Source organism: Paraburkholderia pallida, assembly GCF_004524855.1.
GTDB classification, from domain to species: Bacteria; Pseudomonadota; Gammaproteobacteria; order Burkholderiales; family Burkholderiaceae; genus Paraburkholderia; species Paraburkholderia oxyphila.
This window is the reverse complement of sequence record NZ_CP038149.1, coordinates 1,053,425-1,073,834: the sequence shown is the minus strand read 5'-3', so window position 1 is coordinate 1,073,834 and position 20,410 is coordinate 1,053,425. Positions and strand designations below refer to the sequence as shown.

The following is a 20,410-nucleotide window of genomic DNA, read 5'->3' as shown; positions in this document are numbered from 1 at the left end:
GATTTAGCTCCTCGCCGCGAGTTCGCCTTGATGCTGGCTGGGGAAGACACTCTCGACTTCGTCTTCACTCCAGCCTTGACGCGACAGGCGTTGCAGTTCGTCGGTGACCGGCTTGCGGCTGGCCTGATATTGGGCCAGCGCTTCGGGAATGGAGCCGGCCTCACTGAGGCTGGCTGCCAGCGCACCGGCATCGAGCACCGCCGAGTTGGCGCCCTGGCCCTGATGGTGCAGCATCGCGTGAGCCGCATCGCCAATCAGCACCACGGAACTGGAGTGCCAGTTGGACACCGGGTCGATGTCGTAGACGGCGCGCAGGTTTACTTTGCCCATATCGAGTCCTTCGGCGATTGCGATCAGTCGCGGATCGAAGCCCGCCACGACTTGCAGAAGTTGATCCTTGCTCGCGAGAGGCGCTGGCGTGGAGTCAGTCGCAAGGCAGGTGACGTCAAAAGAGACTTCGTCGCGATGCTGTAGCGGCAACAGGTAGATCTTGGTCCCGTGCCCCACGTACATGCGCAGGTTGCCGTCAGCCACCATGCCGTAGGTGTCGGCAGCGGGGATCACGGCGCGATACGCGTGTTCGCCGGCAAAAACCGGCGGCTTGTCGCTGAACAGATGCTGGCGCACCTGCGAGCGGATGCCGTCGGCGCCGACGATCAGATCGGCGTTCACCGTCACGCCGTTTTCGAATACGGCGGTGGCGCTGCTGCCGTTGTCGACGATCTTGCTCAGGCGGTGGTTCAGTTTCACCATGCCGTCGGGAAGTACGCCGAGCAGAACATCGATGAAGTCGCCGCGGTGCACGAAACGCGTGGTGGCGCTAAAGGCTTCTTTCTCGGGCCATTCCTCCATGGCGATTCGTTGCCCGTTAGCCGTGAGGATTTCGAAGTAATCGCTTGCCGATGTCACAGCCGCGATGAGGTCGAAGATTCCGAGCTTGCGGAACTGGTCCATCGTGGAGGGGCGCAGGCCGATCCCGGCGCCGACCTCTTTCACTTCCTGCGCCTGTTCGTAGACCGTCACCGTGGCGCCTAGCCGGCTGAGGGCCAGCGCTGCGGTTGCACCGGCGTAACCGGCGCCGATAACGGCGATATTGAGGTTCTTCAACGTACCGGGTGTCATGATGTGTCTCTTGGATCGATTTCTTTGTCAATGATTGGGGTTCGGCGTCAAGGCGAGAAATTCGGCCGTGTTATGAACGAATAACTGGTCGATGACTGAATCGTCGACACCTTCGGCACGCAGATCAGGAAGGAGTTGCTCGAACAGATAGTTCACCGTGTGGCCCTTGACGCCCGGCCAACCCAGCGGCGAGCAATTCGCGTCTGCCGATGCAAGAACCTGTTTCGTCAGGCCGCTGTTGAGGAATCTCAGGAAGTGTTTGAGACGCTCCTGACGATGGCGGCCCCAGAATGGTGGATCGGGCAATTCAAGGTCATAGCCGAAGGTGTCGAAGCCAATGCGCCCGCCCGCGGCCAGAATGCCTTTCTCGTTGACCAGCCCCTGGCTCACGCCATCATCGGCGTGCCCGAACAACACGCGGTGGCAGGGCAACGCTTCTTCCGCAAAGATATTCAGAGCCGGTGCGGAGTCGACGGCGAGATGGGTGAAAATCGGCGCGCCCGTGATCCTGGACGCGCGTGCTGCCGCGCGATAGATGCGCAGGTCGAGTTCCTTCATCTTGAAGCCGCGGCTCACGCCAACCTTGATGATCCCGGCTTTTGCACCGGTGTCGCCGATGCCGACGGTGATCTCGTGAACGAACTGGTCGGTCAGATACTCGACGCTCGCCCGCTCGAAGAACGGCAATGCCGTGTCGCCACCGACAAAGCCCGTGCTGGCGACGATGTGCACGCCGGTCTTGTCGGACAGGGATTTGTAGTAGTCGATGTCGCGACCGTTGCAGATGCCTGTCGCTTCCACGAACGTCGCCGCGCCCCACGGTTTGGTGTTCACGTGAAACTGGCGCAGCTTGGGCACCGTCTCCTCATAGCGCTGCTCCGGCGTTTTCCACCAGCGGCTGTCCAGCTCGCAGCCGGGCATGCCGTAGCCGATGTGCTCGTGAATCGCAACAAAGCCAAGCTCCGAAGCCGAAATAGTGCCCAGCACTGTATTTACGCGTGTCATTTGACTTCCCCGTTGACGCTCAGGAGCTGTGCGGTGTTGACGATCAGCATTTGTACGATGTGTTCTTGCGACACCCCCGCCGCCTGAAGCATGGGCACGAACTTCGTTAGTACGTCGCAGTAGGGCAGGTTGTTGCCAGATTCGCCAAAAGCCACCCCGGTTGCGCTCGACGACAAAATGATGCGATCGGCAAAGCCCGCCTCGATCAATTCAAGGATCAATGCGACCCGTTCGGCATCCTTAAGGTAGAGCGCGTCGGTCGAGCCGACGTGGTCCACGCCCACTCGGGCGCCTGCGCGTGCGACCGCCATCGGCCAGCCTTTGGCGATTGCGTCGCGGCGATCCATCCCGCCCATGACCAGGCGGTCCGGGCTGAGCACCTCGTCGATGGCTAACTGCATCTCTTCCAGCGCATCGGCGCCGCATCGGATGAATACAGGCACGCCATAGGTCGAGCCGGCGCGAGCAGCACCGCGTACCAGGCTGCCATCGGTCGGCGTCATGCCGCTGTGCGTGACCGCCGTGGCCACCATGCCGGCAGGCGCGCGGCGCTCCAGACGGGGCACCACCATGCCTTCATTGACCTCGCGCCCAAACATCTCGGCGAACTTCGCTGCTGGCCAGGGGGCGGGGGGATTGGTTTGCGGCGTCAGGAAGTAACCACCCAGCATGGCTTCCGGCCCTTGCCCGGTAGAGGCGACGATATGAACGCCGGTGACGCGTGACAGCGCCTCATACAGGCGTAGGTCACGCCCCTGGAACATGCCGGTCGCATCGACGATGGTGCCGCCGCCTGCCGCCTTGAAGGCTCGCAGCTTGCTCGCGATCGCATCGAACACTTCGGCGCGATCGATCCGGATGTCGTAGGCGTACTGTGCACCAGGCAGCACGTACATCAGCGACTCGCTGAGCAGCGTGATGCCAAGCTGCCGGGCGTCGACCGGGCCGAGCACCGTGTTGACCAGTGCTGCATCGACGCCCCTGTCGTTGGGCGGGTCGAGAAGGAGGGAGGTAAACGGCAGAGCCGGTTCAGGCGCGCCCTGGCTGTGTTTAATGCACATGCTGGCCTCCGATGAGCACCGGTGCGTAATGCACGTCACCAGCAGTAGAAACGGTCATGCCACTCAAGAGTTTTTCTCCTGTTCATTAAGTACAACGATGTATTACTGTGCCAAAGCATGGCGCCAAAAAAGTCAGTTACCGGCTCAGACCAAACGCGTACTTGAAGCCTTTGGCTCCATGCACGGCGCTGACGCGCTCAAGCTCTTCGACTGTTGGAGCCTCGACCAACCCGAGCTGCAAAGCAGGAGCTTCGTATCGGCATTAGCTTCTCCCGGTTACGGGTTGCACGCGGTCAGGCGGCGTAGCTTCGGAATCGGAATCCGATAGTCGAGCGCGACAGCGGTCGCCGCACCATCCGGTTGTCGCCAGCGAAGCACGCCCTGCTCGACCGTGCCTTCCACGACCTCTGGCTCACCAACGACCGGCGTCGGCCCGATGGCCTTGAGGGAGATGCCGAAAGCCTCCGTCCAGAAGTATTGCTGGAACGCGAGTTCCGGCGCATCTGGCCTGAGAAGCGCGGCGGCGGCCACCTTCGCTTGATCGATGGCGCTCGTCCACAGTGGAACACGGGCGACGCGCCCCGCGTGCGGAAAGGCAGCGACATCTCCTGCGGCTGCTATGTTCGGGCGAACGAGCCCGCGCCTGTCCACCACAAGCGCGCCGCCGGTGAGCAGCTCGCTGGAGGCTAGCCACTCAACGTTGGGGGCGTCGCCGATGGCAGAGACGATCACCTCCGCTTCAATGACGGTGCCGTCGCCAAGGGCCACCACGGCTACACCGTCACGCATCACGATCTCCGCGGAGCCTGCCGTAACGATCGTGAGGCCCTGTGCAAGTGCGGCAGCATGGAACGGCGCCGCAAGCAACTCGCCGAGCTGGGAAGCGAGCGGCATCCCTTTCGAAACGAGTGTCGTCGCGCACCCGGCCGCAACCGCGCCGGATGCGATCTCCATGCCGAGGGGACCGCCACCCACGACCACTACGGAAGGTCGCGACGCGAGTCGTGCACGCAGCGCGAGCGCATCGGCGAGCGTGCGAACGGTGTATTCGTCGTTGCCATGAGCGCGACCGAGGCGCCTGGCGCGCGTGCCGGTGGCGATCACCAGCGCGTCATACGGCGCTTCGTCGCCGTCCGCGAGACGCACGCGTTGCCGATCGACATCGACGCCAACAGCAGCAATGCCGCGCCGTTCGGTCGCGCCGTGCGTCGCCTCTGGCAGCAAGTGCGAGGTGAGGTCATCCCCATCGCGCAGCAAGGCCTTGGACAAGGCCGGGCGGCTGTACGGCGCGACCGGTTCGTCGCCGATGACCGTGATCCGGCCATCGAATCCTTCGGCGCGCAGGGTGTCGCAAGCGGTCAATCCCGCGATACCGTTGCCCACCACCACGATGTCGCGCGGTGCCTTCCGAAGCGTATCCATCAAGTCGCCTCGCCCTCGACGAGCTTGAGCGCCGCTACCGGGCAGACGCGCGCCGCAGCTTGAGCCGCTGCGAGGTTCGCAGTGCTGATCTCGTTCACGTCGATGGCGGCATAGCCTTCGTCGTCGATGTGAAGAAGCTGCGCGGCGACCTCTTCGCACAGGCCATGACCTTCGCAACGAGGGCGGTCAAGAATCAGCTTGATCATGCGGCCTCCAGGTCCAGGACAGGAACCGTATCGAATGACACCGTGACGTTGCTCGGCACGCGGGCGACCTCTCCGATACGGAACGATTTGATCTGCGTCGCAAGCGCCTCGATGATCGCCGCGCCCTCCATGCGGGCAAGACCTTGCCCGGCGCAACCGTGCGGGCCGTAGCCGAACGAGAGATGGTCGATCGGGTTGCGTGTCACGTCGAAGACCTCAGGGTTCGGGTAATGACGCGGATCGCGGTTGCCCGCGCCCAGCATGAGCGCAACGCGCGAGCCGCGCGGAATCTTCACGCCGGCGACTTCCACATCTTGCGTCGTCACGCGACTCCAGACATGGACGGGCGAGTAGTAGCGCAGCACCTCGTTGAACGCCGACGGAACGAGCGAGAGATCGGCGCGCACCTTGGCGAACGCTTCAGGGAAGCGCCCGAAGAGGGCGACGGTATTGCCGATCGCGGCAAGTGTCGTGTCAAGACCCGCACCGAGATACTGGTGGATGATGTGGCGCGCGGCGCCTGCTGGAATCACCCCTTTGTTCTCAGCCTCGAAGACACCCCAGCCGACCGAGCCAGCGGTGAGCGCGTCCTGGGTGATTTGCGAGCAGTATCCGTAAAGCTCGCCCGCGATGGGGAAATTCTCCGCTGTGCGCTGGTTCATGGGCCCGATGACTTCCATCGCGGCCTGCCCCCAGCGGAGCATATTCGCCCTGGCCTCACCCTGAAAACCAACGAGGTCGGCGACAACCCCGATCGGAAAGCGCCGGGCAATTTCGTCGATCGCGTCGAAGGACGGTTGTTTGACGAGCCGGGCCACGAGCGCCTGCGCATTGGCCTTGATCTGCTCGCCCAGACCACGCAATGCCCGTGGCGTGAGGTTTTCAGAAAGTGCGGCGCGCAACTGCGTATGCGTCGGCGGGTCGGAAGCCAGCGAGGTTCCCTGCAAGGCCTGGTTCACGTCGTCGTTGAAGCCGATGCCCTGTGCGGAAGAGAATCGCGTTGGGTCGGCAAGCGCGTCCTTGATGACATCGTAGCCAGTGAGGGCGTAGAGCTTCGAGTGCGTGAGGTAGACGACATCGCCGAGTTCGCGCAATGCCCGGTATGTCGGGTAGGGATCGACGAGCACATCGGCGGCCCAAAGGTCGATGCCGGATTGGTGGGGAGTCACAGGCCAGATCCTCGTAATGGATGGATAGCCTGTATTTTTAATTTGGCTTTACACGATGTAAAGCCAATGGATACCATAACAGGGTAATCCCTGGGTTATGGTTCGCCCAGCATCTTCCACCACAATTCGGTCAGCACCTCGAGCGCCGGTTCGGCAGTCAAATCCAGATCGCCGCGCATCCATGAGAGCGCGGTCTGATCTAGCGCGACGTAAGCCAATTCACCGCGAAAATGCCGCGTGCCCGGCTCATAGCGGTTGGCTGCATCAAGACCTTCGCAGATGTCTGCCACCACCTCTTCAATCCAGCCGCGCATCAGCGAGCGCATTTCAGCGTCCACCGCGGCGGCCTCGGTTACCGCCAGAAGATATGGCTTGATCAATGGCCAGCGCACAGCCTGCTCGCGCAGCCAGCCGCCCAGTTTTTCGCGTGAGCCTTCGCGCACCGCCGCCACCAGCAAACTGGCCGTGGAGTTGCGGCCTGGTTCGTCATGCCGATCGAGGATGCTGTTGAGTTCGTGAATCAACGCGCGCATCAATTCGCGGCGCGACTCGAAGTGAGAGTAGAAGGTGACACGTGTGGTATTCGCGGCGGCGGCAATGTCGTCGATGGTGGTGGCGACGTAGCCGCGCGAAACAAACAATTCGAGCGCCGTTGAAAGGATGCGCTGCCGGGTCGCTTCCTTCTGGATTTGTCGTTGGTTTTTGCGTTGTTCTGTCATGGCGGTAACGATAACACCATCATCGCCCCTTTGGACTTCCCCCCACATTTCGCCTTCCAGCAGCCCGTGTGGAAAGTCGACCGAAGGCCGTCGACCGGCGCAGCTGGACGCGGTGGAGATAGAGATTGGTGCCGTAGCTATGGGCGTCCTGGGGGCATCGGGAAAATTGCCGCCGTCTGCAGGCTCTCCGCGCGTACAACGCGATTGCGGCAGGATCGACGTCGTTTTCGCCGATGCGTGCATCTCTCAATCCGCACCGATCGGTACGACCGTCAAGGGCCTGGTTTTTACCTTGGCATAGCGGCCACGCGACTAGCAGACGCTGCCCACTCGTTAGCCGTCCAGACACGCGCGCAACGTCCGCGCGAGGCGGCTCGCTTCACTTGCATTTGCGATGTTTGCGAAGCCCATCACCAGGCCGCGCGGCGTGCGACGCGTGCGGCCATTCGCGTACCAGATCGAAAGCGGCAGTACGGCGAGCCCCGCCTCGCGGGCGCGCGCGGCAACCGCTACGTCGTCGACCGCACCACTGGGGCCTTCCGTGAATCGCGCCGCGAACTGGATTCCCCCTGGCGGCAATTCGACGATCAGCCGTTCGCCGAACGCCTGCTCCAGCGCACGCACGATCAGCACGCGCCGCTCGGCGTACAGCGCACGCATGCGCTTCAGATGCCGTGCAAAATGCCCCCGCTCGATGAAATCGGCCAAAGCGGCCTGTAACAGGGTCGGCGATCCGGCATTCATGCTGCGCGCCACCCGCCCGACGCGCTCGACGGCGCGCTCCGGCACGACCGTATACGCGAGCCGCAAACCGGGAAACATCACCTTGCTGAAGGTGCCGCAATAGATCACATGATCGTGCCGGTCGAGGCTCTTCAATGCCGGCAATGGCCTGCCCAGATAACGGAACTCGCTGTCGTAGTCATCTTCGACGATCCAGCTCGATGCTTGTCGCGCCCAGTCCAGCAGCGCCATGCGCCGCGCGAGCGATAACGTGTGCCCGAGCGGGCTCTGGTGCGACGGTGTGACCAGCGCGAAGCGCGCCTGCGCATCGAGCTGTGTGCCGCGTTCGACGTCGATCCCTTCGTTGTCGACTGGCACGGCGATGAGCTGCACGCCGGTTTCGGCCAGAAAACCGCGCGCGAGCAGATAGCCTGGATCTTCGTACCACACGCTGTCGTTCGGACGGGCGAGACTGCGCAACACAAGCTCGAGCGTCGCGCGGTAGCCGCCGGTTACGAACACCTGTTCCGGCAGGCAGGTCACGCCGCGCGACAGCCCGAGATATGTAGCGATGTGTTCGCGCAGCGGCCGGTAGCCGGCAGGATCCGGGTACGCGAGCATCTCACGCTCGCCGCCGCGCGCGCGATGCGAAACGAGACGATTCCAAACCTTGACCGGAAATGCATCGAGTGCGGGTAGCCCAGGTTGCAGCGGCCGTGGCTCGCCGCTCATGGCGGCGGCAATGGCAAGCGGCCGTGCTGCCGCTTGAACGCCGCTCGATTCGCCTCGCGCTTGAGGCGCTGCCGATCCTTTCGTGCTCTGCCTGCCGTTCGAATCCCGGGCGCTTTGCGTACGCGATGAGCGCGTCACCGATGCTGGCAGCGAGGGCGACACAAACGTGCCGGCCGCACCGCGCATCTGGAGATAGCCCTCGTCGACCAGGATCGTATAGGCCAGCTCAACCGTGCCTCGAGCCGTGTTCAGTTGCGTGGCGAGGCTGCGCAGCGCGGGCACGCGATCGCCCGGACGCAGATGTCCCGCCGCGATCGCGGTTCTGAAACGCGCACAGATCTGCATGTAGATCGGCAACTGCAATTGCCGATCGATGCTGACGGAGAATTCGGTGGGCGGCACGGTCATGACGGTCTTGCCGGCAAGCAAAGCGGAATCCACATGTCCTGGTCCGATCGGCAATTCTTGGCACTTTTCGATAGTTCATGATCTTCCCACAATAGCTTCACACGACGCGACGGCTGCATGTGGTCTCACGAGACGCAACGGCCGCGAGTCGCATACCCGTGTCAACTGACTCTCATCTGGAGAATATGTCATGAAGATCGTCGTAATCGGTGGATCCGGCCTGATTGGCTCGCGTCTTGTCTCGCTGCTTGGCGAGGCGGGGCATGAGGCACTTGCTGCGTCGCCGCGCAATGGCGTGAATGCGGTGACGGGGGAAGGCCTGAGCAACGCGCTGGTGGGCGCCGATGTCGTAGTGGATGTGGCTAATGCGCCTTCGTGGGAGCCCCAAGCGGTGCTCGACTTTTTCCGCACCTCGACGCGCAACCTCGGCAAGGCTGAGGTGGCCGCAGGGGTACGCCATCACGTCGCGCTGTCCATCGTCGGCTGTGAGCGCACGCCGGAAAACGCCTATTTCGTCGCCAAGGTCGCGCAGGAAGAGGCGATTGAAGCGGCGGGCGTGCCGTACACGATCGTGCGCGCGACCCAGTTCATGGAATTCATCGGCGCGATTGCCGATTCCGGCACAGAAGATGCGACCGTGCGCGTTGGGGACGGCCTGTTTCAGCCGATAGCCGCAGATGACGTCGCGGCTTGCCTGGCGCAGGTCGCGCTTGCCGCGCCACTGAACGGCACCGTCGATATCGCGGGCCCGGACCGTGAGCCGTTCGCCGCGATCATCAGACGTTATCTGAAGTCGGTCGGCGACTCTCGCTCGGTGGTGACGGATCAGGAAGCACGCTACTACGGCGGTCGCGTCGAGGAACAGTCGCTCGTACCGCTCGGCGACGCGCGGATCGGCCGCGTGAGCCTGGCCCAGTGGCTCGCGCAAGCCAACAAGGGGTGATTTCAGGTCTTTGCGAAACCTGATTCAGCGTGTCTGCGTTTGGCTTGATAGAAGCCGGCAGTTCGGCGGGCATCGAAGCCGGGCGAACAATCTCCCGGTAAAACATGAGCACATCACAAAAAGTTGTCGTCATGACCGGTGCCTCGCGGGGCATAGGCGCCGAAGTCGTCAACGCATTTCGCAAGCGCGACTATTGCATCGTTGCGCAGCACCCCTCAGGCTCGCAAAGCCTTTAGCGTGTTGCATCGACCGGTTGAATCCGCCGTTTACAACAGCCGCTCGGACACTGGATGCCTTCGCAGTCTCATAATCTTGCTCGCAACTACACGTATAACGTGCTTTCGCGCGACACCTTCGGCTGCTCGATGAAAGCGATCTACTCGGAGGTCGGCGATGAAAAGATCGAGATCCTCAAGGATCCGGCGACCGACGACGGCACAAAGAAGTCGGCCAAGGGTCTGCTTCGGGGCGAGAAGGTTGGCAACGACTACGTGTTGCACAATCAGCAAACCTTGGAGCAGGTCAATTCGGGCGAGTACCGCACGGTGTTCCGCAACAACTAGATCATGGTGCGGAACAAAAGTCCTTGATCCGCGCAGGCGGTCCCTCCCTGATATTTGTGCCGGCTGTGCCGGGCATTGGTTGGAAGACCGTCAAAGCGGCAGATCGAGAAGTCCCTCTGGCGAATAGTCGTAGAGCGACACCGAACATTTATTCGCCCGCAAAGGAACATTTAATGCCGAACATCAAACTATCTGCAGGATGACATCTGACGCGGTAACGCGGCGTAATAATGCAACATAATTCGACACAAGGATGGCCTCAATCACCACACATTGGCTCGTGTTCCTCGCTTGTCGAATGCATGTTGCGAGTACGGCACCCTAACCGGCCGATGCGGAGAACGCAGTGCGCATATGCGCGAAGTTTTCCGCCTCACTTTCGGGGAGACTGACATGATCCGCGATACGCCCCCCGAGTCAAGCCAGCTGAGTCGCGGACGACTCCACACCCCATATTAGCCACAACTTCCAGTTTGTCTGCCGAACTGCCTCAGCATGATATTAGGTATCCTGATTAATAAGTTATTCATGGTTAAAGGAGCTTCACTATGAAAACCCTTGCATATCTTGTCCTCGCCAGCTGTGCGCTTGCCGGCCCAGTCGTCAGCTTCGCGCAGAGCACCGCGCCCGTCACCGGTGCGCAGGTGCGTGCGGAAATCATCCGCCTCGAGCAAGCCGGCTATCGCCTGGACGACGGCGACCAGACAAAGTATCCCGAGCAAATCCAGGCTGCTGAAGCGAAGATTGCGGCACAGGACGGCCCGCAGGCGGGCGACAGCGACGTTGGCGGCACGACGGCCAACGGCAGCTCGGATTCCGGAAATGTCCAGCAAGGTTCGAAGCCCTCGACAGCGCCGTGCGTCGGCCCTGTAAGTTACTGCAACCTTTTCTTCGGTAGTTGATCGCCGATGGCTCGCCGACACCGCCCCGACGATCCCGGTAACGTGCATGGATCGCCTGGGGGTGTCCTCAACGGCGGAGTCTGAATCTTCGGTTATTCAGCGCCGCGTCACAGCCGGTATCGCGCCCGATAGTGGTGCACCCCGTTCATTCGGACGAGGAAACTTCATCGTTCAATCAAGTTAAGCGCATCGGTTCATGACGCGGAGATGAACATGAAAAGCAAGCATCTAACCGTTTTGCCTGCGACAGCAATTGTTCTTTTACTTCTCAGTGTCGGCGCAAGGGCCGCCAGTACGTGTTCGGCCGAGATGCTAAAAGGAACGTACGCGTTTAGCGCCCAGGGGGAAGTGCTGGGATTGATCGATCCACAAGGAAAGACCCATCTTTTTGCCACGCCATCTGTCCTCGATGACGTCGCCATCGTGACGTTCGACGGCGTAGCGCATTTCACGCGCACCGACTTCGGTAATATCAACGGGGTTCCGAAAACGACCGATTTCAATTCGGATCAGATGGGTGCCTATACGGTGAAACCCGATTGCACGGGTACGATGACCATCAAGTACCCGAGCGGCGTCGAGCTCGACTTGAGAATGGTCATTGGCGATGACGGGACTGTCGTCAAAGCCCTTATCGCCACTGAGACTGTCCCGTCATCTACGCCGGCCGAAGACAAGACCCCCTGTGAATCAAGCTGCGGGCAGGCCGTGCAAGTCACCTTTGAAGGTAAAAAGGTGTTCCGCGAGCATCACGACTGACCAGCGGACCTTCGGTAGCTGCAGTTCGCTCGCCGGCGCGCCGATTGGCAGCACCGGAGCGCCATGAGTCCGTCGGCCGACACGCGGACGTTCAAACGTGCAACGCAGCAGACAACGCACGCATCAGCCGAAAAATGCGATTACCCGACTCACGAACTCCCCGGAAAGGAGAGTCAAATGCATTTGCTGCACTCCAAAACCGTAGGTTCGACTCCGAGGGCGTCTTCAGAGGCGTCGGTGGTCAAGACATTTTGCGTGCTGCTTGCGTTCCAGTGTCTGGGTGAGACGATCTCGTACGTAACCGCAGCGCCCGTTCCCGGCCCTGTTCTCGGGATGGTCCTTTTCCTGTGCGTACTGTGCGCGGTGCCATCTCTCCTGCAACATGTCGAAAACGTGTCGCGCAGCTTGCTGAATCATCTTTCGCTTCTCTTCGTTCCCGCCGGAGTCGGCGTCATGGTATTCGCTGAGGAGTTGAAGGTTCAACTACTGGCGATCGGAGTTGCCCTGACTGTCAGCACCATCCTGGCAATCGCCGTCGCGGCTCTCGTCACCAGAGCGTTGATGGTTCGAGCCGAACGAAAGAATGCGCGTGTAGACGGGCTGCAAGCCAGCAATCACGCTGATGCCCACCCGGACTGAAGGGAAGGGAAATTGTCATGAGTGTCCAGGACATGCCCGGTATCGCAACCGCGTTCATCAGTAGTTCGCCAGTGCCGGCGCTCACGGCGACGCTTGGTGTCTATCTGGTCGCGTGCAGGCTGCACGCGCTGGCCCGGCGAAATCCATTGGCCAATCCCGTTGCGATCTCCGTTGTGCTTCTCATCGGCCTTCTCCGATTGACAGGTACGCCATACAGTACCTATTTCAACGGAGCGAGATTCGTTCACTTCCTGTTGGGGCCGGCTATTGTTGCGCTTGCCGTACCGCTCTACCGACAGATGCCGAAGCTTCGCGGCGCCCTCGTGCCGCTTCTTGCTGGCCTCGTGGCAGGGTCGGTCACGGCCGTTGTTTCGGCGGTGACGATCGCCATGATGCTGGGTCTGCCGGCGAGGACAGTTGCTTCCATCGCGCCCAAGTCAGTCACGGCGGCCATCGCCATGTTGATTTCAGCCACGATAGGTGGCGTTCCGCCATTGACCGCCGCCATGGTCATTGCCACCGGCATTTTGGGTGCAGTGCTCGGAAGCTTTGTGCTGGGCTCGCTCGGCGTTCGCCGCGACGATGTGTGTGGATTTGCACTAGGCATTGCCGCTCACGGCATCGGCACCGCGCGTGCGCTCCAGATCAGCGAGGAGGCAGGGGCGTTCGCTGGGCTCGGCATGGCTGTGAACGGCATCCTGTCGGCCTTCGTGCTGCCGCTCGTTTTCCCGATCGTGATGGCATGGGTGTCGACATAGCCGCCATACGGTCACTCCGGCGGGCCGCTGCGTGTGGCGTCGTTAGGTCGCTCCTTTATGAGTGTACGCATCGGTTGGCAGTGAACCCGACTTTCGCGGGCGCGAGGCATGGAACGACAGAAAAGAAACCTGAAGCTGCCTTACCAAGGGCAAAGCCCGAACGTGCGCATTGGCCGAATTGCGCGCGTAGCGCGTCCGTAAGGTTCCGGAGTTCTGCAGCCGATCAACCGACAGGTTTCCCTGCTCGCTGAACGACAGGTTGTGGCCGGGTCTGGCCTGTTGGGGTTCCGCAGGACACGACCCGTTCGTGTCAGCCCCGACTCGAGAAATCGCACCTCTGCTACAAGATAACCATCTTGACGGACTGGTAGCGTTGTATCGAAAGAACGCCGCGTTTGTAAGGTTGCTGTGCAACACTTCGATGTCACCCTAACGTCGCCGCAGGTGAATGCGATGGATCAGCCACGTACTGTCATTACCGATCCCATTCTTTTCGCTGACTCGGCTGTGTGGTTTTCCGCCTATGGGTTCGGCTGGGGATACCATGCTTTCGCGCTGCCATTTGAAGTCGTTTGCGAAGAGTTCGGTGCTCGCAATGAGACCGTACAGCAGGTGTGTCTCGCGTTCGAGTTGAACAAACGCCGACTTCTAGCGGCCGTGCAACAATATCGAGTAGCACCTGCATCCGGCGAGCGCATAACACTCTCGGTCACGGATCTTCAGCGCGTGACGCCCGAATTCGACTACTTCGGAGCCTAAATCCGGCAGATTGCGCCTGGCCGGCCTCTGACTGCCGGCGATCGGCCGAACGCGTTAAGGCTTATCCGACGCCTGCCCACACGCGCCGCAGCACAATCACAGCCATGTGAATGAGGGCAGACGTCGAATAACCCTTAACAATCACGGCTGCTCCACGAGTTCTTTCCCCGGAAGTCCGCAAGGAGCAAAAGAAAAACCCCTCTCCATTCGGAAGAAGGGCTTTCGCCGAACGTGTGAGGCGTTATGGCGACTGGCGCGCCGGATTTCGAGCGCTACGGGCAGAAAAATCTGACCGACAGGCCACGTAGGTCGCTTCGATGTACAGGTCCTGGCGGTACGCATCCACCCCGAGCCGCCCGCGAGGCCATGCAAGCCGGCTCGTCAACGCAATGGCTTACTGACCGACGTAAATCGGCTTCAAGCCAGGAATGGTCGCGGGCGCACCAGACGCAGACGTCCCGCTGACCACCCCGCCGTAACTGCTCGCGCCGCCTTGCGCGGCCACGCGCGCTTCGGCAGCCTGGATATCCGCTGGATAGTTTGCATTGTCGCCGTCACCGACGTGATAGCCAGCCTGTTCGAGCTGGACGAGCTCGGCGCGGACTTGTTCTGTTGTCACGGCGCTGTTCGATTGTGCGAACGAGATAACTGGAGCAGCCATAACGGTAAGCATAACGACAGTTTGAACAAGGGATTTCATGATGAGCTACCTCCAACGATTGCCACGTATGACGCGACGAGCCTTCTTGTATGCAGTCGTGCTAACGACCCGTCGATGCAGTGAAGCAGGGGGCGTTCAAGAGAGCTAGCCGCACATCCGACTGACCTCGGCGGTAGGGGAGCCGCCCAATAACGCGAGCGGTGCCAGGACACGCCGGTTCACTTCGCTGATTTTCGTAATTTGCGTACCGCAAAACCGATGATCGGTGGTGACGAATGCTCGCGGGTACTCACGCCGCCCGTCGGTCCAGCATGGTGCATAGCCAGTGCCGACGTGGCACGCCGACAGTGACGACTGTATTCGCCGACCACATGCACATGAATAAGGCGCCCGTCCCAAAAGCGGCTAGGGGATTGCCTTATTCAGCGGCGGGCTCATCCTTATTGGCTCTCGATCTACTAAATTGCGAACTGAATCAGCTCATTGCAGTGACAGATGTTCAGCTTTGCTTTGATATTGGCTTGTTTGTGGCACCCAACGCGTTAATCAAACACTACACAGCGCTCCTTGTGCGTGAAGTACCTCAACTTACGGTAGAAGGCTGATGACGGTCACCAACACCGCAACCGTTGAACTGCTAACGTCCTCAGGTCGTAGTGCGGTCTCGGTTCGTCTTTCAATAGCATCGACAAATAGCGTGGCACAAGCGACCGGTAATATTCACGTCGCTTCGCTTGCACGGGCTGATCCAGACTGTTGCCCAGAAACCTCCCCCCAGTGCGAAGTATCTCCCGGCATTCCGGATTGCTATCCTGACCGATAAAGGACAGAACGAAATCCAGCGCATTGAGGCATCGAAGCATGTTTCTGGATGGCTGGACGACGACTACTTCGCAACGTTCCTTGTGCAGGTCGCGTATGCCTGACCACGCATCGTTGCGTGCGCTCATCAACCGCCTTCAGTTTGAAGCCAGATACCCTTGCGTCGCCGACAGAGACGCGGTCGCGCTCTGTCCCGCGTCCTCGAGAGTGGCGAAATCCGCAGTCTGAAGTGCAGCGGTGTCAGCGCCCGCCATCGGGCGTTTGCGCATCGCCCGACTCAGGATGTGAGCCTTGTGCTGATAAAAGAGTTCGAGCTGCCGCGCATCCGATGCATGAGGTGTCAAGTCGAAAGCCTCCTCAAGCGCCTGGCGTGGGATATGAAAACGTTGAAGTCCGCGAACCACGCGAACCTGGAACACAACCCCATCGCTGTTGTGAGGGATCGCTGCCCAAACTAGCGCGCTGCCCATGACATGCCCCCATTTCGCTGCAAACCGGATTCAAAGTTCGTTGCCCTATGATGGTCCTCAAAAAATACATTTCAAAAATACGACCGCCTGGCTTTGACGTTTTCACAACACGAGGGTTGTGAACGTTGAAGGCATAACCCGCATGGGCGACGGTGCCCGGCGCGGCAGCGCAACCGTCATCATCGAAAGCTCTTGAGCAGGATGCTCGTCTCGGTGTGCCGGATGCCTTTGATGAGTCTTACGCGCTCCAGCACGCGCGACAGCTCAGCGGGCGAGCCCGTCCGCAATTCAGCCAGCAGGTCCCATCGGCCGTTGGTGTCGTGCAGCGCGGAGAGCGCCGGCTCGCCCATCAGGCTCGCCACCACCTCATGCGTGCGGTTGCCGTCGACCTGCACACCCATCCAGGCGCGGAGATGGTCGGGCTCGGCTTCGGGCCGCAGTATGACCGTATATCCGACGATCACGTGTGCGTCTTCCAGCCGGCGCAGACGCGCAGTGACCGTACCGCGCGCCACGCCCAGCTTGGCGGCGAGCGTCGCGACGCTCAGACGCGCATCGGTGCGCAGGAGCGCGATCAGCTTCGTGTCGATTTCGTCCATTGTGCAAGTGGCCCGGCGTGCGAAACTGTCCGGGCCGTCCTTCGTTCAGTCCCGCAGATAGCGCTCTGCAAGCAGTGCCCAGTACGCGCCGCCCACCGCGATGTTGTCGTCGTTGAAGTCGTAGCCCGGGTTGTGCACCATGCAACCGCCGTCGCCCGCGCCATTGCCGATCAGCAGATAGCTCCCGGGGCAATGCTCGAGCATGACCGCGAAGTCCTCGCTGCCGGTCAACGCGCCGCCGTCACGCGTGACACCTTGCTCGCCGAGCAACTCGAGCGCGACTTCGCGCGCGAACGTGGTTTCCGCCGTCGTGTTCACCAGCACTGGGTAGTCACGCTTGTACTGCACTTGCGCGTGGACTCCGAAGCTTTGCGCCTGCATCTCGACGAGCGCGCGAATGCGCGCTTCCAGCAGGTCACGCACCTCGCGGTCGAGTGCCCGCACGCTCAGCTCGAGCCGTGCGCGCTCCGGTATCACGTTGTTCGCGCGGCCGGCCGAGAGTTCGCCCACGGTGACCACGGCCGTTTGCTGTGGGTCCACGTTGCGCGAGACCACAGTCTGCAGCGCCATGACGATACTCGCCGCGGCCACTACGGGGTCGGTCGCGCGATGCGGCATGGCGCCGTGTCCGCCACGCCCCGTCAGCACGATCGTGACGTCGTCGCTCGATGCCATCATCGCGCCGTCGCGGAAGACCAGATGGCCTTGAGCGATGCCCGGCATGTTATGCATCGCGAAGATCGCGTCGCACGGAAAGCGCTCGAACAGGCCTTCCTCGATCATGATCTTCGCGCCGCCCGGATGCTCTTCGGCCGGCTGGAAGACGAGATTGAGCGTGCCCGAAAACTCGCCGCGCTCCACCAGATAGCGCGCCGCTGCCATCAGCATCGCCGTATGGCCATCGTGGCCGCAGGCGTGCATCACGCCTTCGTGCTGGCTTTGCCAGGGAAGTCCGGTTGCCTCGCGTATCGGCAGCGCGTCCAGATCGGCGCGCAGGCCGAGGCGCCTGCGCCCCGTGCCGCGTGTGAGCGTGGCGACGATGCCGGTTTTCGCGAGGCCGCGATGCACCTCGTAACCCCACCCGGCAAGCCGTTGCGCAAGCAGCGAGGACGTGCGCGTTTCCTCCAGGCCGAGTTCAGGATGGCGATGAAGGTCGCGGCGCAATTCGATGAACTCGCCCGCATAGGCACGGATCGTTTCGAGAATCGGATGAACCATGGGCAGTCTCAGAAGGCGAGCGGCATCTGCGCGCGCTGCTCGATCGCCTCGCCGGCCGCCAGGCACAGGTCTTCGCGAAACGCGCTGGAAACGATCTGCACACCGACGGGCACGCCTTCGTGCAGCCCGATCGGCACGCTGAGCCCTGGCAGATTCAACGCGGAGATCAGCTTGAGCGGTAACTGGGCATCGAGGATGCGCGCCATGACCGCTACGCCTTCGCGGTCCATGCCCCACTGGAACGGCAGATCGAGCGAGGTCGGCATCAGCACGAGCGGGTACTGCTCGAAGAAGGCGTTCCAGCGGCGGCGCAAGCGGTCGCGTCGCGACAAGCCGGTCATGTAACGCTCGAGCGTGGGTTCGCCGCCGTATTTCGCTAGCATCGCGTGCAACGCTTCGCGCGCGCCGTCGTCGCCGTATTCGTCGATCGTCTGCGCAAAACTTTGGCTGATCTCCGTCATGGCGACATCCATCCAGATATCGAAACCTTCGCGCGGATCGGGCGGCGTGGCGCGATCGACCGCGTAGCCTGCGTCTTCGAGCCAGCGTGCCGCATGCTGGAGGGCTTCGCGGATGGGCGGCGCGATCGTCATTCCTTCGATTTCGTCGACCAGCGCCACACGCAACGGACCGGCGATCGCCGGGCCTTCCAGCGGCGCGGGCACCCAGTTCGGGTCGCGCGTGTCGCGGGCGGACATTGCCGCCAGGCTCACGCGCAGGTCATGCACGGAACGCGCAATCGGACCCTGAACCGCGTAGAACTGTGCGGCAAACGTGCGCAGCTCGCCGGAGCTCGGCGTCCACGAAGGCACACGGCCGGCCGTGGGGCGAAGGCCCGTGACGCCGCACGCGTAAGCCGGATAGCGGACCGAACCCGCGAGGTCGTTGCCGTGCGCGACCGGACACATGCCCGCCGCGACCGCCGCCGAGGCGCCGCCCGACGATCCACCGGGCGTGATGTCGCTGCGCCACGGGTTCAGCGTGCGGCCGTGAAGGGCGTTCTCCGTGAACCAGCGCATCGAGAACGCCGGCGTGTTGGTGCGCCCGACGATCACGGCGCCGGCCTTCAGCATGTTCGACGTCACCGGGCTATGCGTTTGCGCGATCAGGTCGCGCTTGGCGAGCACGCCGTGCGTTGTCGGCTCGCCGGTGACGTCGACGTTGCATTTGATCGTGACGGGCACGCCATGCAGCGCGCCGAGCGGTTCACCGCTCGCGCGCTTCGTGTCCGCCTCGTCGGCCGCGCGCAGCGCCGACTCGCGGTTGATGTGCGTGAGCGCATTGATCTGCGGATTGACGGCATCGATCCGTTGCAGGCAGCTCGTGACGGCCTCGCGACTCGATATCTCGCCGCGTGCGATGGCTTCGGCAATTTGCCAGGCCTCCCAGCGCCAGATGTCGGTGGGCAGCGCGGTGCGCGCGATGCGTGAGTGCATGCGTTCCATACTCAATTCCTCCAGTGAACAAAGCCCGGTGCCGCGCCAAACCGCACGCGAACGTCGGGCGCGCCGGCGAAGTGCGCCGGCAACACATCAAAACAGATGGCGGATCCCCACACGCGACACGAACTGGCGATCGGTGGAAGAGGGCGCGGTGAGCGCGATCGATGCCACCGTTCCCGGGCCGCTCGCCTTTTGTGCGTCCAGATCGAGATAGACGTCTGTGCGCTTGGAGATCAGATAGTCGATGCCTGCAGTCGCCGTGTACCAGCGGGACGCTTCGAAGCGGTCGAACGAAAGCTTGGCCGCCAGCACGAGGGACGGCTGCACATGCCAGTCGCCGCCCACGTGCAGCACCTGGTCGGTGCTAGCGCGGCCGGCGAGTTCGAGCCGCGTGTTCGCGTAGAGCGCCGCAGCGCTCCAGTTGCCCAACGCCCAGGTGGCGCCAATGCCCAGGATGCGCTGTTGGTCGACCACCAGGGGTACCGCGGGATTCACGCTCTGGCCGAGCACGGTGGGCGCGCCGAGCAGGCCCGCGAATGTCGGCGCCTTGTTGATGTCGGTGAGCACGACGGCAGCAGAAAACGGGCCGTAGGTGTATTGGACATTTGCGCTGAGCGCACGCCCGAGATTCGTCGATTGCGCGCCGGCGTTCTGCCCGAACGCGTACATCGCACCCGCCTTGAGTCCTGCGACGGTGGGCGTGACGTACTGCAAGGCATTGTTCAGCCGTTCGCCAGAGACGCGGTCGAAGTCCGCGTTCTGGACGCCGTACAGTCCGCAGTTGAGGCACGGTAGATAGTGCTCGAGCAGCACCGTGAAATCGTATTGTCGACCGAGTGAGAGCTCGCCGAGCGAGCGCTGTCCAATGCCGACATAGGCCTGCTTGCCGAACATGAGGCCGCCCTGGCCGAGTGCGCCGGTATTCGCACTGAAGCCGTTTTCGAGCTTGAAGAACGCGCGCATGCCGCCGCCCAGGTCTTCGGAGCCGAGAAAGCCGAGCGCATTCGCCTTGTTCACGCCGTCCTGCATCTTGATGAGCGAATGACCACCGTAGTTGTTGACGTAGGTGAGACCGTTGTCGACGCTGCCGAACAAGGTCACCGACGATTGCGCCATCGCGCCGTGCGCGATGCCCGAAAGCAGAAGCCATGCTGCGATGTGGCGTCTCACGAGAGGATCTCCGTAATGGTTTTATGGTTGTGTGGCGGGGAAGGCAGGAGGCGCGTGCGCGAAGTGCGGGCGCGCGCATGCCCCGGTCGGCCGGCGCGTGGCCGGCAACCTGTGGAGCTTGAATTCCCGGGATTACCT

The 20,410-nt window shown here is 62.1% G+C and carries 21 protein-coding genes; 7 read left to right on the top strand and 14 right to left on the bottom strand.

The genetic code is table 11. The annotated features are described in order from the left end of the window. Positions 1-3: 3 nt before the first annotated feature. The 8 genes from E1956_RS20055 to pdxR form a co-directional block, all read right to left on the bottom strand. Positions 4-1,122, bottom strand: a complete 1,119-nt coding sequence (locus tag E1956_RS20055) for an FAD-dependent monooxygenase (protein WP_134752244.1) — start codon at positions 1,120-1,122, stop codon at positions 4-6. A 27-nt stretch (positions 1,123-1,149) separates the two neighbouring features. Next, positions 1,150-2,127, bottom strand: a complete 978-nt coding sequence (locus E1956_RS20050) for a phosphotriesterase family protein (RefSeq protein ID WP_134752242.1) — start codon at positions 2,125-2,127, stop codon at positions 1,150-1,152. Further along, positions 2,124-3,188: a phosphotriesterase family protein gene (locus tag E1956_RS20045; RefSeq protein WP_134752240.1), complete on the bottom strand. Its 1,065-nt coding sequence runs from the start codon at positions 3,186-3,188 to the stop codon at positions 2,124-2,126. Before E1956_RS20045 ends, E1956_RS20050 begins: the two co-directional genes overlap by 4 nt. A 276-nt stretch (positions 3,189-3,464) precedes the next feature. Further along, a complete protein-coding gene (locus E1956_RS20040; RefSeq protein WP_134752238.1) occupies positions 3,465-4,610 on the bottom strand; it encodes an NAD(P)/FAD-dependent oxidoreductase in 1,146 nt (381 codons plus the stop codon). Next, complete coding sequence (locus E1956_RS20035; protein WP_043285708.1) at positions 4,610-4,816, bottom strand: ferredoxin; 207 nt, start codon at positions 4,814-4,816, stop codon at positions 4,610-4,612. Before E1956_RS20035 ends, E1956_RS20040 begins: the two co-directional genes overlap by 1 nt. Next, positions 4,813-5,985: a cytochrome P450 gene (locus E1956_RS20030; protein WP_134752236.1), complete on the bottom strand. Its 1,173-nt coding sequence runs from the start codon at positions 5,983-5,985 to the stop codon at positions 4,813-4,815. The genes E1956_RS20035 and E1956_RS20030 overlap by 4 nt, the downstream gene beginning before the upstream one ends. A 95-nt stretch (positions 5,986-6,080) precedes the next feature. Then, complete coding sequence (locus tag E1956_RS20025; RefSeq protein ID WP_134752234.1) at positions 6,081-6,704, bottom strand: TetR/AcrR family transcriptional regulator; 624 nt, start codon at positions 6,702-6,704, stop codon at positions 6,081-6,083. A gap of 333 nt (positions 6,705-7,037) precedes the next feature. Next, positions 7,038-8,567, bottom strand: a complete 1,530-nt coding sequence (gene pdxR / locus E1956_RS20020; protein ID WP_134754645.1) for a MocR-like pyridoxine biosynthesis transcription factor PdxR — start codon at positions 8,565-8,567, stop codon at positions 7,038-7,040. Positions 8,568-8,757: 190 nt separating this feature from the next. On the opposite strand from pdxR, the gene E1956_RS20015 reads away from it, so the two are divergent. From E1956_RS20015 to E1956_RS19980, 7 genes are all read left to right on the top strand, one after another. Beyond that, on the top strand, positions 8,758-9,510 hold the full coding sequence (locus tag E1956_RS20015; protein WP_134752232.1) for an SDR family oxidoreductase: 753 nt from the start codon (positions 8,758-8,760) through the stop codon (positions 9,508-9,510). 290 nt (positions 9,511-9,800) lie between these two features. After that, complete coding sequence (locus tag E1956_RS20005) at positions 9,801-10,073, top strand: hypothetical protein (RefSeq protein ID WP_134752230.1); 273 nt, start codon at positions 9,801-9,803, stop codon at positions 10,071-10,073. Positions 10,074-10,621: 548 nt separating this feature from the next. Beyond that, positions 10,622-10,975, top strand: a complete 354-nt coding sequence (locus E1956_RS20000) for a DUF4148 domain-containing protein (RefSeq protein WP_134752228.1) — start codon at positions 10,622-10,624, stop codon at positions 10,973-10,975. 213 nt (positions 10,976-11,188) lie between these two features. Continuing rightward, a complete protein-coding gene (locus E1956_RS19995) occupies positions 11,189-11,734 on the top strand; it encodes a hypothetical protein (protein WP_134752226.1) in 546 nt (181 codons plus the stop codon). Between the two features lie 237 nt (positions 11,735-11,971). Further along, positions 11,972-12,373 (top strand): CidA/LrgA family protein, encoded by a 402-nt coding sequence (locus E1956_RS19990; protein ID WP_134754643.1) that lies wholly within the window; start codon positions 11,972-11,974, stop codon positions 12,371-12,373. Between the two features lie 17 nt (positions 12,374-12,390). Continuing rightward, a complete protein-coding gene (locus E1956_RS19985) occupies positions 12,391-13,131 on the top strand; it encodes an LrgB family protein (protein WP_134752224.1) in 741 nt (246 codons plus the stop codon). Between the two features lie 453 nt (positions 13,132-13,584). Beyond that, positions 13,585-13,890 carry a hypothetical protein gene (locus E1956_RS19980; protein WP_167760078.1) on the top strand — a complete coding sequence of 102 codons (306 nt, stop codon included), beginning with the start codon at positions 13,585-13,587 and terminating at the stop codon, positions 13,888-13,890. Between the two features lie 394 nt (positions 13,891-14,284). Here the strand turns inward: E1956_RS19980 and E1956_RS19975 are convergent, their stop codons facing one another. The 6 genes from E1956_RS19975 to E1956_RS19950 all read right to left on the bottom strand — a co-directional run bounded on the left by E1956_RS19975 (position 14,285) and on the right by E1956_RS19950 (position 20,272). Beyond that, entirely contained in the window at positions 14,285-14,590 is a 306-nt protein-coding gene (locus E1956_RS19975) for a DUF4148 domain-containing protein (RefSeq protein WP_134752222.1), read from the bottom strand. A gap of 920 nt (positions 14,591-15,510) precedes the next feature. Beyond that, a complete protein-coding gene (locus tag E1956_RS19970) occupies positions 15,511-15,843 on the bottom strand; it encodes a hypothetical protein (RefSeq protein WP_134752220.1) in 333 nt (110 codons plus the stop codon). A gap of 179 nt (positions 15,844-16,022) precedes the next feature. Continuing rightward, positions 16,023-16,442 carry an Lrp/AsnC family transcriptional regulator gene (locus tag E1956_RS19965; protein WP_134752218.1) on the bottom strand — a complete coding sequence of 140 codons (420 nt, stop codon included), beginning with the start codon at positions 16,440-16,442 and terminating at the stop codon, positions 16,023-16,025. 45 nt (positions 16,443-16,487) lie between these two features. Next, entirely contained in the window at positions 16,488-17,660 is a 1,173-nt protein-coding gene (locus E1956_RS19960; protein WP_134752216.1) for a M20 aminoacylase family protein, read from the bottom strand. A gap of 8 nt (positions 17,661-17,668) precedes the next feature. Next, positions 17,669-19,105: an amidase family protein gene (locus E1956_RS19955; protein WP_232071744.1), complete on the bottom strand. Its 1,437-nt coding sequence runs from the start codon at positions 19,103-19,105 to the stop codon at positions 17,669-17,671. Between the two features lie 87 nt (positions 19,106-19,192). Beyond that, entirely contained in the window at positions 19,193-20,272 is a 1,080-nt protein-coding gene (locus E1956_RS19950) for a porin (protein WP_134752214.1), read from the bottom strand. Between the last annotated feature and the right edge of the window lie 138 nt (positions 20,273-20,410).